Source organism: Pseudomonas sp. PSPC2-3 (assembly GCF_049898265.1).
GTDB classification, from domain to species: Bacteria; Pseudomonadota; Gammaproteobacteria; order Pseudomonadales; family Pseudomonadaceae; genus Aquipseudomonas; species Aquipseudomonas veronii.
This window is the reverse complement of sequence record NZ_JAFCXJ010000013.1, coordinates 263,449-277,119: the sequence shown is the minus strand read 5'-3', so window position 1 is coordinate 277,119 and position 13,671 is coordinate 263,449. Positions and strand designations below refer to the sequence as shown.

The window sequence follows — 13,671 nt, the reverse complement described above, 5'->3', positions numbered from 1 at the left end:
GGCAGTCAAGAGGCATCCTGCCCGGTCCACGTCCAATCAGGCCCGCGCCGCAGAGCGACTGGCGCCGCTGGCTGGGGCAGGTACAACGCTGTCCTGCTCGACCGGCAGAATCAGTTGATCGGGCACGGCGCTGTGCCATTTTTTCGCACACACGTAATACAGAACTGCGGGAATTATCAGACCGATGATCCAGGAAATATCCACATCACCCAGGGCGGCCACCAGCGGACCGGTGTAGAACTTGGTGGAGATGAACGGCAATTGCACCAGCACACCGAACACATAGACGCTGATACCGAGCAGGTTCCAACGCCCATAGCGCCCGTCCGGATCGGCCAGCGCCGTCACGTCATAACGCTCGCGGGTGATGCAGTAGTAGTCCACCAGGTTGATCGCGCTCCAGGGCGTAAAGAACGCCAGCAGGAACAGGATGAAAGACTTGAACGCACCGAGGAACGAGTGCTGGCCGAGCAACGCGATCAGAGTCGCCGTACCGACGATGGCCAGCACAAAAACCAGACGCTGCAAGCGCGTGACCTGCAGGCGCCCCCGGAAGCCGCTGATGATGGTGGCAATGCACATGAAGCTGCCGTAGGAGTTCAGCGTGGAGATGGTGACCTTGCCGAACGCGATGCTGAAATACAGCAGCGCGGCGGTGGCCCCCGTACCGCCCAAACCGACGATGTAGGCCACTTCATGACCGGCGAATTGCCCGTTGGACAGGGCGGCGGCAAACACACCGAGGACCATCGCCACCTGTGCGCCGATCACCGACCCCGCGCCGGCGGCCAGGAAGGTTTTCAGCGAGGACGTCTGGCTCGGCAGGTAGCGCGAATAGTCCGCCACGTAAGGGCCGAAGGCGATTTGCCAGGAGGCTGCGAGCGACACCGCGAGCAGGAAGCTGCTCCAACTGAAGTGACGGATTTGCAGCAGCGCGCCAATGTCGGCCTGGCTCATCAGACGGCTGAACAGGTAGACAAAGGCAATCACACCAATGACGCTGGCGACCCGGCCGATGAAGTGGATCACGCGGTAGCCGAGCACCGTGACCAGCACGATGACACTGGCAAAGACAAGGATACCGACGCTGTCGCTGACGCCGAACAACTGGCCCAGCGCCTGACCGGAAAGCACGGTGCCGGTGGCGGTGAACCCCAGATACATCAAACACACCAGCACGATCGGGATGGCCGCGCCATAAACCCCGAACTGCACCCGGCTGGAGATCATCTGCGGCAGACCAAGCTTGGGCCCTTGCGCCGCGTGCAACGCCATGACGCTGCCGCCGAGCAGTTGGCCGATCAACAGGCCGATCAACGACCAGAACACATCACCGCCCAGCACCACGGCCAGGGCCCCGGTGACGATCGCAGTGATTTGCAGGTTGGCGCCCATCCATAGAGTGAACTGGCTAAACAGACGTCCGTGTCTTTCCGCTTCCGGGATGTAGTCGATCGAACGCCTTTCGATCAACGGGGTGGTGCTTGCACGCGCGTCATTTGCAGCCATGTGTGTTCAACCTCTGATGGATTGTTTTGGGTACTGATTGCTCTTCTGTGGGAGCTGGCTTGCCTGCGATGCGGGCGACGCGGTCTTTCGGGTAGACCGCGGTGATGCAATCGCAGGCAAGCCAGCTCCCACAGAAACCGAGCCAGTCGTTACTTGATCATCGGCAGGTTCAAGCCCTGCTCTTTGGCGCAATCGATCGCGATCTGGTAACCCGCATCGGCATGACGCATCACCCCGGTGGCCGGGTCGTTGTGCAGCACGCGGGCAATCCGCTCGGCCGCTTCGTCGGTGCCGTCGCAGACGATCACCATCCCCGAGTGCTGCGAGAAGCCCATGCCCACACCGCCGCCGTGGTGCAGCGAGACCCAGGTCGCGCCGCTGGCGGTGTTGAGCAAGGCGTTGAGCAGCGGCCAGTCGGACACGGCGTCGGAGCCGTCCTGCATGGATTCGGTTTCGCGGTTGGGGCTGGCCACCGAGCCGGAGTCGAGGTGGTCGCGGCCGATCACCACCGGCGCGGACAGCTCACCGCTGCGCACCATTTCGTTGAACGCCAGGCCCAGCTTGGCGCGTTGGCCCAGGCCGACCCAGCAGATACGCGCCGGCAGACCCTGGAAGCTGATGCGTTCGCGGGCCATGTCCAGCCAGTTGTGCAGGTGCGCGTCGTCGGGGATCAGCTCTTTGACTTTAGCGTCGGTCTTGTAGATGTCTTGCGGGTCGCCCGACAGCGCGGCCCAGCGGAACGGGCCGATGCCACGGCAGAACAGCGGGCGGATGTAGGCCGGTACGAAGCCTGGGAAGTCGAACGCGTTTTCCACGCCCTCTTCTTGCGCCATCTGACGGATGTTGTTGCCGTAGTCGAAGGTCGGGATGCCTTGTTTCTGAAAGTCCAACATCGCTTTGACGTGAACGGCCATCGACTGCTTGGCGGCCTTGATCACGGCCGCCGGTTCGGTCTTGGCGCGGGCGCGGTATTCGTCCCAGGTCCAGCCGGCCGGCAGGTAGCCGTTGAGAGGGTCGTGGGCGCTGGTCTGGTCGGTGACCATGTCCGGGCGCACGCCGCGCTTGACCAGTTCCGGCAGGATTTCGGCGGCGTTGCCCAGCAGGGCGATGGAGATCGCTTTGCCTTCCTGGGTGTACTTGGCGATGCGCGCCAGGGCGTCGTCGAGGTCGCTGGCCTGTTCGTCGACATAACGGCTGTTCAGGCGGAAATCGATGCTGACCTGCTGGCATTCAATGTTCAGCGAGCATGCGCCGGCCAGAGTCGCGGCCAGCGGCTGCGCGCCGCCCATGCCGCCGAGGCCGGCGGTCAGTACCCAACGGCCTTTGAGGTTGCTGTCGTAATGCTGGCGACCGGCCTCGACGAAGGTTTCGTAGGTGCCCTGGACGATGCCCTGGCTGCCGATGTAGATCCAGCTGCCGGCGGTCATCTGGCCGTACATGGCCAGGCCCTTGGCATCCAGTTCGTTGAAGTGTTCCCAACTGGCCCAGTGCGGCACCAGGTTGGAGTTGGCGATCAGCACACGCGGGGCATTGCGGTGGGTCTTGAACACACCGACCGGTTTGCCTGACTGCACCAGCAGGGTTTCGTCATCGTTCAGGTTGGTGAGGCTCTCGACAATCTGGTCATAGCACTCCCAGTTACGCGCCGCACGGCCGATGCCGCCATACACCACCAGCTCTTTCGGGTTTTCGGCCACTTGCGGGTCAAGGTTGTTCATCAGCATGCGCAGCGGCGCTTCGGTCAGCCAGCTTTTGGCGGTGAGCGTGTTACCGCGCGCGGCGCGGATTTCGACGTCTCGGTATTTTGTAGGCTTAGCGTTAGAAAAATCGGTCACAACCAGAACTCCTCAGCGATCGATGCGCGAACTGGATGCGTGCGAAGTCGACTCTTACGCACACACCTTTACTTGTACATACAAGCATATGCAATCGAACGGCCAACTTTCCTGGAGTGCAGGCGCGATTGTTTGCACAGGCGTGCGCGAGCCTTGGAAATTAAGGCTTCGAGGCGTGATGAAATTTCTCGGGGGGCGGTTTTACAGCGAGGCCGGTTTGCCACGTCAGGGTGGTATTGCGCCACGCTGGGGCGTTCGGTAACAAAGTGGTGCGGAAGGCTGGAAACAGATCGCAAGAACAGTGGAGAAACAAATGTGGGAGGGGGCTTGCCCCCGATAGCGGTGGACCAGTCAGCTTATCTATAGCTGACCCACCGCAATCGGGGGCAAGCCCCCTCCCACATTTTTTAACCGCGTGCAGTCAGTTCGATGATGCAGCAACGGCCAGTGATGGAGATATCCAGCAAACCAGCATTACCGTCCACCTGCAGGCAATCATGATGACCCAACACCTGGCCGAGCACCGTCACCTCATCGGCCACGCTGAACACCAGCACCGTCTGCGCGGTGCTGAAAAAGCGCTGCATCCCATCGACCCACTGCAACCGCGCATGGTAACGCTGGGGTGAATAGATCAGGTTGAAATCGCGGATCGGCCCACTGATCAGGCGACACGACACCTGGCTGTCGCCCTTGAACGCGAACGCTTGCAGCGGCAACAACCCCCGCTGCTCCTCGCCGTCCACGGTCAGGACCATGCCCGCACCGTTGATCACCGTGATCACGCGTTGATAGCCGGCGAAGGAGGAAAACCCGCCCGACTCGCCGATATCGGCAATCGACAGGCGCCAGCCAAAGCCCTCCAGGCCATGGCCGCCATCGCGGCTGATTTCTTCGGTGCTGCCGCCGCCGTTTTTCCACGGCATACGCACGTAATTGGCGGCGCGCCAGACGGTCACTGCACTCATTTACTGAAGCGTCCTTCCAGGCTGTGACGGGAACCGGGGTGGATCAAGCGCGCGGCGGTCACCGGCTGGCGACCGGACCAGGTGCGTCGACGAATCAACAGGCACGGCTCGCTCGGTTCGATCTGCAGCAACTTGCACTCGGCGGCATCGGCGAGGATCGCTTCGACCACATGCTCGCCCTCGGTCAACGGTGCGACCTGGTTCAAATAGGCGTAGGGGGTTTGCTGGGTGAAATCCTGCTGCAGGTATTCCGGCGCGACCAGGGCGTTGACGAAGCGGTCTTCGATTTGCACCGGAATATCGTTTTCAAAGTGAACGATCAGCGAGTGGAATACCCGTCCGCCTTCACGCATTTCCAGGGCGACGGCGCGCTCGGAACCGGCCGCCTCTTCGCCCAGGGTGATGACCTGGCAGGTATGCCGATGGCCGCGGGCGGCGATCTCATCGGCAATGTTATGCACTTCAAACAGCGCCGACTGGCTCTTGGGCTCGGCGACGAACGTGCCGACGCCTTGCATGCGTACCAGCAGCCCTTCGGCGGTGAGTTCACGCAGGGCGCGGTTGATGGTCATGCGGCTGAAACCCAGCTGGCTGACCAGTTCACTCTCCGACGGCACGCGGTAATGGGGCGGCCAGTTGCCGCTGAGGATCTGCTGGCTGATCATTTGTTTGACGCGGGCATACAAGGGCGCCGGACTTTCGTCCAGGTGGGCAGCCAGTGAAGACTTGGCGGGCGGAGTCGGCACGGGGAATCCTTGCAGGGGAAAAAGATGCATAGATTGCCGGAGTTTACCGAGCAGGCAAACGTCTGTATATGTATATACAAATAAACACACGACCGGGGTGCCCTGAACATGTCCGTTTTCTTTGCCGAACGCGCACTGCTGCCTGATGGATGGGCCAACGATGTACGCCTTGAAGTCGGCGTTGATGGCCTGCTGACCCACGTCGCGGCCAATGCCAGCGCAGACGGTGCCGAACGGCTCAGGGGGCCGGTGTTGGCGGGCATGCCGAACCTGCACTCCCATGCATTCCAGCGCGCCATGGCGGGCCTGGCCGAAGTGGCCGGCAACCCGAACGACAGCTTCTGGACCTGGCGCGAGCTGATGTACCGCATGGTCGGCAAGATCAATCCGGAACAACTGCAGATCATCGCGCGCCAGTTGTATATCGAGATGCTCAAGGCCGGTTACACCTCGGTCGCGGAATTTCATTACGTCCACCACGACGTCAGCGGCCAGCCATATGCCGACCGCGCGGAACTGTCGCGGCAGATCAGCCAGGCGGCCGCCAGCAGCGGGATTGGCCTGACATTGCTGCCGGTGCTCTACAGCCACTCCGGGTTTGGCGGCCAGGCACCCAATGAAGGACAGCGGCGGTTTATCAACAGCGGCGAACATTATCTGGAGCTGCAGGCGCGCCTGAAACCGATCCTCGCCGCACAGCCGGCGCAGCAACTGGGCTTGTGCTTCCACTCCCTGCGCGCCGTCACGCCGCAACAGATCACAGACGTGCTGGCTGCCAGCGACAAGGCCTGCCCGGTGCATATCCACATCGCCGAGCAACAGAAAGAAGTCGACGACTGCCTGGCCTGGAGCGGCAAACGCCCGCTGCAATGGCTGTATGACAACGTCGACGTCGATGAGCGCTGGTGCCTGGTACACGCCACCCATGCCGACCCCGAGGAAGTGACGCGCATGGCCAACAGCCGCGCGATTGCCGGTTTGTGCCTGACCACCGAAGCCAACCTGGGCGACGGGATTTTTCCGGCGGTGGATTTCCTCGCTCAAGGCGGGCGCCTGGGTATTGGTTCCGACAGCCATGTGTCGCTGAGCGTGGTGGAAGAACTGCGCTGGCTGGAATACGGCCAACGCCTGCGCGATCAGCGGCGCAATCGCCTGTATCGCCACGACCAACCGATGGTCGGCCGCACGCTGTTCGATGCCGCACTGGACGGCGGCGCCCAGGCGCTGGGGCAACCGATCGGGCGGCTGGAAGTGGGCAAGCGCGCCGATTGGCTGGTGCTGGACGGAAACGATCCATACCTGGCGACGGCGACCGAAGACGGGATTCTCAATCGCTGGCTGTTCGCCGGTGGTGATCGCCAGGTGCGTGATGTGCTGGTCAACGGCAAGTGGGTGGTGCGCGACGGGCGGCATGCCGCTGAAGAAGAGAGCAGCCGGGCGTTTACCCAGGTTTTGAGAGAGTTACTCGGTTAACAGGCAACCCATAACAAATGTGGGAGGGGCGGTGCGACGATTCGACTTGCCCCCTCCCACAATTGGATTTGTGCTGATCCAGAGTTATTGCGAGGTCTTCGCCATCTGCTTGTCCGACGTGCGCCAGATCAGGCGCGTGGTGTCATAGCCCTGCTGCCGTGCCCTGCTCAGCAGGTCTTCGCGGGTGTCGGCGCTGACCGTCGGCGTGCGCGACAAGATCCACATATAGCGCCGGCTCGGGCTGCCGACGAGGGCAGTCTTGTAATCATCGCTGACATACAACACCCAGTAGTCGCCCTTGGCGACGCCCGGCAACAGCGCGGTAAACCAGTTATTGAATTCCACCCTGAGCTTGTCGGTCTTGCCCGGCACTTGCGGCGTAGCGGTGCCCTTGGCTTCTTCCCACTTCCAGTCGCTGGTCAGACAGCGGTTGAACACCGACATATCGCCATCCGGCAACAAGGTGTAGCGGGCCTCGGACTGCGCGCAGTTGCGCTGGAAGTACATCGGCAATCGCGCCAATTCGTACCAGGTGCCCTGGTAACGCTTGAGGTTGACGTTACCCGCGGTCTTGGGTTGCAGATCATCGCCAGAATGGCTGGCGCAGCCCGCCAAAAACAGGCTGGCGCAAAGGAACACAACAAAACGCATCATTCTTCTTCTCCCGCAGGCTTTCGCCCCGGTTTACTTCAGGCCTTGCCCGGAAAACATCAGAACTTTGTCACCGGCATATTGAACGCTGATAAAGCTGTTTTTATCGCCCCAGGTGCAGCTGGACATACCCAGCGCGCCGGAACAATCGGTCGGCTTACCCAGCAACGACTCCACCTCGGCCTTGGCCATGCCAGCCGACAGCTTCGCGTAATTTTCCTGATTGACCTTGCTGCAAGCGGCCAACAGCACGCAAAAGGCCAGCAAAGCGAGACGGCGTAACGACATGGAATAACTCCTGGAGGGACGAGGCAGGTTGGGGGTCTGCCAGAAGCTTAGAAGGGAAAACAGGTGTCTGGTTCCCGACAAACGAAAACAAAAAAGCCCCGAAAACGCTGAAACGTTTCGGGGCTTCTCATCGTTCAAGACTTCACGTCTTGAACGTGCCGAGGGAGCTTGCTCCCTCGCCACACTTACTTCTTGTGATAGCCGGTCACGCGCTCGACTTCTTCCTTCGAACCCAGGAACACCGCCACGCGCTGGTGCAGGCCTTCGGGCTGGATGTCGAGGATGCGCTGGTGGCCGTCGGTGGACACACCGCCCGCCTGTTCAACCAGGAACGACATCGGGTTGGCTTCGTACATCAGGCGCAGCTTGCCCGGCTTGGACGGCTCGCGGCTGTCACGCGGGTACATGAACACGCCACCACGGGTCAGGATACGGTGTACATCAGCCACCATCGCCGCGACCCAGCGCATGTTGAAGTTTTTCTTCAACGGGCCTTCTTCGCCTTCCATCAACTCGCTGACGTAGCGCTTGACCGGTTCTTCCCAGTGGCGCTGGTTGGACATGTTGATCGCAAATTCCTGGGTAGAAGCAGGAATCGAGATGTCTTCGTGGGTCAGCACGAAGCTGCCCATTTCGCGGTCCAGGGTGAAGCCTTTGACGCCGTCGCCCAAGGTCAGCACCAGCATGGTCTGCGGGCCGTAGATCGCATAACCGGCGGCAACCTGCTGGGTGCCCGGCTGCAGGAAGGCCTTTTCGTTCAGGGCTTCGTTCTGGCTCAGGTGTTCGTTCGGGCAACGCAGCACCGAGAAGATGGTGCCGACCGGGGCGTTGATGTCGATGTTGGACGAGCCGTCCAGTGGGTCGAACACCAGCAGGTAGGCGCCTTTCGGGTATTTGCCCGGGATCTGGTAGGCATTGTCCATTTCTTCGGACGCCATGCCGGCCAGGTGACCGCCCCATTCGTTGGCTTCGAGCAGGATCTCGTTGGAGATCACGTCGAGTTTCTTCTGCACTTCGCCTTGGACGTTTTCAGTGCCCATGCTGCCGAGGACGCCACCCAGCGCGCCTTTGGACACGGCGTGGCTGATTTCCTTGCAAGCACGCGCCACCACTTCGATAAGGAAGCGCAGATCGGCAGGCGTGTTGTTACTGCGGGTCTGCTCGATCAAATAGCGACTCAGGGTAACGCGGGACATGGAAGGCTCCGATGTATGGGGGGGCTAAAAACCCGCGCAGTTTAACGCGAGTCGGGGCGTATTTCCTCCTATCAGAGGATTTAAACCCAATAGAGTTCATGGACGTTATTTAACGTGCTGCTGCAGGCTTGCGCAGCAAACTGTAAGCCATGGCCCCCAGCGCCGCCACACCGAGCAGCAATACGGCCCAGAGTCCGAGTTTTTTCCAGTTCGGTTCGGTGTCGACAGCGGCCACGAGCGCTGGCGACGTGACCCTGACGTCCCCCGCCACCGTGGCCTGCCCCAAGGTGTTGAGGCGCTCGGCGCTGTAGTCGGGGATCAGGGTCGACAGCGGCAGGTTCGCCGCCTTGGCCGAGGCATTCCCCAGCGCCAGGGTGAACGGCGGCTCGCCCCGCGCCAGGAACACCAACTGAGTGGCGCGCACGGCAACCCGCAGGGTCGGCGCGGCGGTGCCCAGGCCGCCGCCGCGCTCATCCACCTGCAACTTGAGTTCGGCGACCGCCTGGCCCGGCAACTGCAATTGATCCTGCACCACGTCCTGGCCGTTCTGGGTCAGGCGGTACAGCAAACCATTGCTCAACGGCTGCCAGGCTTGCTTGCTGTCGCGTCGCCCCGACAAGGTCACGGGCGCCAGCGTATTGGGTTGTGTCAATTCCACGCGCAGGCGCTCGACGTTCAGCCCCGCCGGCAACTGCCAGGTGTATTCCCCCGCCTGCAGCCGCGTGCCGGAGAGCGGCTGCGACCACATCCATGGCGTCGGCAGGCTGCTGCGGGTGGCGCTGACCAATTTGGCCGAGGTCAACAGCGGCGCCGCCTGGCCCTGCCACAACAGGCGCAGGTAACGCGCCGTTTGCCCCGGCAGGCTGACGTCGTGCTGCTCGACGCGCTCGTCGGCAAACGACAAGCGCGCCACTTGCCCGTCGCCCCAGGGCGTCCAGTGCTGCAAGTCATCGCTGGCTTCGATGCTGAATCGCTGGAAACCTTCTTGCTCGTGGCTCCAGTCGAGGCTCAGTTGCTGCAACGGCGCCTTGATCGCACTGGCGTCGAGCACCCAGCCGCGCAGCACCTGCTGGCCGGTCGTGGTTGCCGTGGAGGGGCGCACCTCCAGCAAGGTGCCTTCGGCGCTGGACTTCATCACCACCGCTGGCAAGGTTCCGCGGGTGTCGGCGGCGTACAGCGGGAACCACTTCACATCGGCAACGTTACGGTTCTCGGTGTGTTGCGCAGATTGGCGCGACAGCGCGTAGGCCTGGGGCTCACCGGCGGCGTTGAATACGCGCAGGTCGCTGAGGTCGGCCTGGCGCGCACTCAGTTGCACGGCCAGCGGCAATTCGAGGCGATACCACGGGCCGTTGCCGCTGATACTCAGCGGCACCTGGGCGGAGAAGTCGGCGGGCGTTTCCTGGGCCCATACCGACAATGTCGCACACACGCCCACTACCGCCACGCTCAACTTACCGATCAAGAGGATGCTCCTTCAGTTTCCAACACAGGTTCGGCGCGCTTGGGCGGCAGCGGTGCGAAGTAACCCACCACCAGCAACAACCCGCCCACGCCAATGAACGACACGATCCGCGCCAGGCCGCCACGGTTGCTCAGCTCGACAAAAAACAACTTGGCCACCACCACGGCAATCAACGCCGCGCCGATCAGCCAAACTTCGCGACGATGGCGCAGGTGACCGCCGATCATCAGGCCGAGGGCGATCAGGGTCCAGATGATCGACAAACCGGCTTGCACCAGCATCGACTCCAGCAACGCGTCCAGGTGAAACGGCACGCCGCCCCAATGGTGGGCGGTACGCATCACCAGCGCCGTGAAGAACGCAAACAGCGAAGCCCCCGCCACCCCTTGGGCGATCCATTCGGCACGCGGCCCGCGCTGCGGCGCCACACTGCGCGACCACAGATACACGCCAAGCAGGGCAAACAGCAGGCCCAGGTCCAGCGGGTTGATCAGCGGCACATAGGGCAACGGCTTGGCCGTACCGTCGCTGAACGTATTGGCCAGCCAGAACCAGCCGAGCATCAGCACCGCCAACGGCAGCGCCGCCAGCACGCGGTACTCCTTGCCATAGGCCGACACCGGCCATGGCCAACTGCGCGGCGCAGCCGCCAGCACCAGGTAGAGGCTCGGCAGGATCGCCCAGCCCAGCCAGCGCCAGGCGTTGTATTCGCTCGACAGCAACAACAGGCCGTAGCGCAGCTCCAGCGCCAGGACGCCGATCAACATCCAGCTACCCAACACATGGGCAACGCTCAGTACTTTGGCCGGAGCCACCGCCGCCAAGCGCCGCAACGAGATGAAATGCACCGCGAACACCGCCAGCCAGGCCAGCCAGCCGAACTGCGCCGCCGGGTGATAGTAGCTATGGGCAGACACCAGCAACACCGCTGCCGCCGCCGGCATCAGCAAGGTGCAGAGCATCGCCAGCGAGGCCCAGCGCAGGCGCGCCGCGAACAGCGTCCAGAGCGCCACGCTCGCCGCGGCGATACCCAGCAGGAACGCGCCCTGCAACGCTTGCGGGATAAACCGCAGCACTTCGCCGATCAGCGCCAGCGCCCACCAGGCCGCGCCCCACACCAGCAACAGGTCAGACAGGCGTTGCAGTTTCAGCACGGCAAACACCGGCGCATGAGGTTCGCGCTGCAAGCGCCAGGCGCCGACCAGAGCGGCCAGGCCCAACACCATCGGCGTCCAGAAGCCGCTGTGCGCCAACGGACGCAAACCTTCATTGGTCAACGGCCCGAGCAGTTCCGGCACCGCCAGCAGGAACGACGCGCCGCCGATCAGTTGCAGCAGCAAACCGAACACAAAACTGACGCGCTGTTGCAGGTACAGGCTCAACCAGATGATCAGCAGACCACTCGCCGCCCACACCCCGCTGGCGCTTTCCCAAGGCAGCACAAACAGCACGGCCAGGTTGATCAACACCAGGCCGGCCAGCAGCACCACCGACAACCCGCGCAACAGACGCGCGTCGCTGCGCACCATGTCGTCACGGGCCGCCAGCAGCATGCCGCCGATCAGCGCCAGCCCGATCAGCGAGGCCGTCAGCAAACCGCCCCAACCCGCGCTGAATACCGCCGCGCCATCACCGCCTTGCAGGCGCAACAGGAACAACGCGCCACCCAGCAGTTGCACGGCGAACGCAGTGAACAGGAAGGTCCGTGAACCGATGCGCAGGCCCACGTACAGCGTCGCCAGGCCGGCGAGCGCCCAACTGATGGCGGTGCCTTGGGTCAGCAACAGCAGCGGTGCGAGCAGGTACACGAAGGTCAGCCCGAGGCTGGCCAACACCGGCAAGCCCTTGCGCTCCCAAGCCGCGGCCTGTTCGGTGGAGGCGTTGCGCAACTGCGCGAAGCTGAACAACAACGCGGCACCCAGCAACAGCGCGCCCAATGGCGCACCGTCCAGCATTGTGTGTGCGCCGACGCGCAGTTCACTGAGGAACGCCAGCGCCGAGCCCAGTTGCAACAACAGGCCGAACGCCCGCGCCAACGGCCGTTGCTGGCGCAGGCCGAGCCAGAAGATCCCGGCGCCTTCCACGGCCCAGGCCGCTGCGGTCCAGCGCGCGTCGAGGCCCAGGGGAATCGCCAGGCTGGCGAAGATCACGCCCAGGGCCAGACAGGTTTCCGCCAGCAGCAAGGCACGCCCGCCACTGAGCAGTCGGGCCAGGCCCATGTAGATGATGCCCAGGCCCAGGGCGCTGAACGCAGCAGCAAACTCCAGGTGTTGTACCAGTGCGAACTGCAAGCCAAAGCCCACCAGCGGCGGACCGAACAGCAGGCTGCCGTCGACATAATCGCCCTTGGCCGCCGACCAGCGCAGCAGCGCGCCCCGGCTGTCGTCCTCGGGCGCGTCGTTCATCTCCAGCAATTTGCGCCGGGTGAACAGCAGGCCGATGGCCAGGTACATCAGGAAAAACACGATCAGGAACGGCTCGGTGCTCCACAGCAGCTGCGGCGCATACGAACGCAGGCCCCAGGCGAAACCGATGCCGAAGGTGCCGACAAAGCCGATCAGGTTGAGCAGGCGCCAGGCCTTGAACCAGGCGATGGCGAGGATGCCGGCATTGAGCAGGGCGAAGTAGCTGAACAGCGCCACATGGCTGCCGGCGCCGGTGGAAGTCAGGATCGGCGCGGCAAACCCGCCCAGCGCCGCTGCGCAGGCCAGGCCCAACGCATCCTGGGTAATCGCCAGGATCGCCGAAAACAGCGTGACCGCCACCAGCAGGCCCAGCGCCGCGCCCGGGTCGATCAACGGGTGCAGGCGCATTGCGGCAAACACCGTCAGGTACAGCACCGCAATCCCGGTGCCTTGCAGCATCAAGCCGTAATTGCTGTTGCGCAGCCGCAACCACCAGCCCAGGCCCAGCAGGCCCAAGGCGGCGGCGGCAACCCCGGCATAACGCAGTTCGATCGGCACCACCATGCCTTCGGTGGCATAACGCAGCAAAAAGGCCAGGCCGAGGAACAGCAGCACCACGCCGACGCGCAACACGGTATTGCCGCCGAACAGCCAATTGCGCGCGCCGCGGATGGCGCGTTCGATCAGGTTCGGGCCTCGGGGGATAACCGGTTCAGGTGCAGGCGGTTTCTCGGCAGGCGTCCACACATCCGCCGGTAATGCCTGGCTTGGTTCGGCGGCAATGGCGACGGGGGTCGGCGCCAGTTCGGCGGGCAATTCCCAGATAAGCTCGGGGGCCTTGGCCGGCGGGGCGGATTCGGCGACGGGGGATTCGACCAACACACTGTGTGCGAGCGGCGCGGGTTCAGGCGCAGGTTTTTCCAGTTGCGCCAGGCGTTGTTCCAGCGCGGTGAGCGCTTTCTGCGCGGTCTCCAACTGACGGCCTTGTTCATCCGTGCGCGAAGCCAGCATCGACAGGCGAATCGCCTGACCAATGCCCAACCCCAGCAGCGCGCCGATGCCCGCGTCGCCGAACGACTCATCGAGCGTCCAGCCAAGCGCCAGCCCAATCAGCATGAAAATCCATTGCATGGTC

At 63.2% G+C, this 13,671-nt stretch carries 10 protein-coding genes; 1 reads left to right on the top strand and 9 read right to left on the bottom strand.

Going from position 1 to position 13,671, the window contains the following annotated elements:
* Nucleotides 1-36: 36 nt before the first annotated feature.
* The 4 genes from ACP7E3_RS28420 to hutC all read right to left on the bottom strand — a co-directional run bounded on the left by ACP7E3_RS28420 (nucleotide 37) and on the right by hutC (nucleotide 5,088).
* Nucleotides 37-1,509 carry a purine-cytosine permease family protein gene (locus ACP7E3_RS28420; protein WP_108526624.1) on the bottom strand — a complete coding sequence of 491 codons (1,473 nt, stop codon included), beginning with the start codon at nucleotides 1,507-1,509 and terminating at the stop codon, nucleotides 37-39.
* Nucleotides 1,510-1,658: 149 nt separating this feature from the next.
* The gene (hutU, locus tag ACP7E3_RS28415; RefSeq protein ID WP_057003614.1) at nucleotides 1,659-3,344 is read right to left on the bottom strand and encodes a urocanate hydratase; all 1,686 of its coding nucleotides are present in this window, start codon (nucleotides 3,342-3,344) and stop codon (nucleotides 1,659-1,661) included.
* Nucleotides 3,345-3,751: 407 nt separating this feature from the next.
* The gene (locus ACP7E3_RS28410; RefSeq protein WP_426125091.1) at nucleotides 3,752-4,312 is read right to left on the bottom strand and encodes a HutD/Ves family protein; all 561 of its coding nucleotides are present in this window, start codon (nucleotides 4,310-4,312) and stop codon (nucleotides 3,752-3,754) included.
* Nucleotides 4,309-5,088 carry a histidine utilization repressor gene (gene hutC, locus ACP7E3_RS28405; protein WP_169850562.1) on the bottom strand — a complete coding sequence of 260 codons (780 nt, stop codon included), beginning with the start codon at nucleotides 5,086-5,088 and terminating at the stop codon, nucleotides 4,309-4,311. The genes ACP7E3_RS28410 and hutC overlap by 4 nt, the downstream gene beginning before the upstream one ends.
* Nucleotides 5,089-5,166: 78 nt before the next feature.
* Between hutC and ACP7E3_RS28400 the strand changes: the two genes are divergently transcribed.
* Entirely contained in the window at nucleotides 5,167-6,531 is a 1,365-nt protein-coding gene (locus ACP7E3_RS28400) for a formimidoylglutamate deiminase (RefSeq protein WP_017849912.1), read from the top strand.
* A gap of 84 nt (nucleotides 6,532-6,615) precedes the next feature.
* Here ACP7E3_RS28400 and ACP7E3_RS28395 read toward each other — a convergent pair whose 3' ends face one another.
* The 5 genes from ACP7E3_RS28395 to ACP7E3_RS28375 form a co-directional block, all read right to left on the bottom strand.
* Entirely contained in the window at nucleotides 6,616-7,185 is a 570-nt protein-coding gene (locus tag ACP7E3_RS28395; RefSeq protein WP_017849913.1) for a lipocalin family protein, read from the bottom strand.
* 30 nt (nucleotides 7,186-7,215) lie between these two features.
* Entirely contained in the window at nucleotides 7,216-7,470 is a 255-nt protein-coding gene (locus tag ACP7E3_RS28390; protein ID WP_017849914.1) for a hypothetical protein, read from the bottom strand.
* Nucleotides 7,471-7,655: 185 nt separating this feature from the next.
* The gene (locus ACP7E3_RS28385) at nucleotides 7,656-8,666 is read right to left on the bottom strand and encodes a class 1 fructose-bisphosphatase (RefSeq protein WP_046384995.1); all 1,011 of its coding nucleotides are present in this window, start codon (nucleotides 8,664-8,666) and stop codon (nucleotides 7,656-7,658) included.
* A 109-nt stretch (nucleotides 8,667-8,775) separates the two neighbouring features.
* Nucleotides 8,776-10,128 carry a DUF3999 domain-containing protein gene (locus ACP7E3_RS28380; protein WP_426125104.1) on the bottom strand — a complete coding sequence of 451 codons (1,353 nt, stop codon included), beginning with the start codon at nucleotides 10,126-10,128 and terminating at the stop codon, nucleotides 8,776-8,778.
* On the bottom strand, nucleotides 10,128-13,667 hold the full coding sequence (locus ACP7E3_RS28375) for a DUF2339 domain-containing protein (RefSeq protein WP_426125088.1): 3,540 nt from the start codon (nucleotides 13,665-13,667) through the stop codon (nucleotides 10,128-10,130). Before ACP7E3_RS28375 ends, ACP7E3_RS28380 begins: the two co-directional genes overlap by 1 nt.
* Nucleotides 13,668-13,671 lie beyond the last annotated feature (4 nt).

Bases quoted from the DNA above. Each gene is read 5' to 3' on its own strand.
- ACP7E3_RS28420 (WP_108526624.1), bottom strand. From the start codon at position 1,509: ATGGCTGCAAATGACGCGCGTGCAAGCACCACCCCGTTGATCGAAAGG.
- ACP7E3_RS28410 (WP_426125091.1), bottom strand. From the start codon at position 4,312: ATGAGTGCAGTGACCGTCTGGCGCGCCGCCAATTACGTGCGTATGCCG.
- hutC (WP_169850562.1), bottom strand. From the start codon at position 5,088: ATGCATCTTTTTCCCCTGCAAGGATTCCCCGTGCCGACTCCGCCCGCC.
- ACP7E3_RS28400 (WP_017849912.1), top strand. From the start codon at position 5,167: ATGTCCGTTTTCTTTGCCGAACGCGCACTGCTGCCTGATGGATGGGCC.
- ACP7E3_RS28395 (WP_017849913.1), bottom strand. From the start codon at position 7,185: ATGATGCGTTTTGTTGTGTTCCTTTGCGCCAGCCTGTTTTTGGCGGGC.
- ACP7E3_RS28390 (WP_017849914.1), bottom strand. From the start codon at position 7,470: ATGTCGTTACGCCGTCTCGCTTTGCTGGCCTTTTGCGTGCTGTTGGCC.
- ACP7E3_RS28385 (WP_046384995.1), bottom strand. From the start codon at position 8,666: ATGTCCCGCGTTACCCTGAGTCGCTATTTGATCGAGCAGACCCGCAGT.
- ACP7E3_RS28375 (WP_426125088.1), bottom strand. From the start codon at position 13,667: ATGCAATGGATTTTCATGCTGATTGGGCTGGCGCTTGGCTGGACGCTC.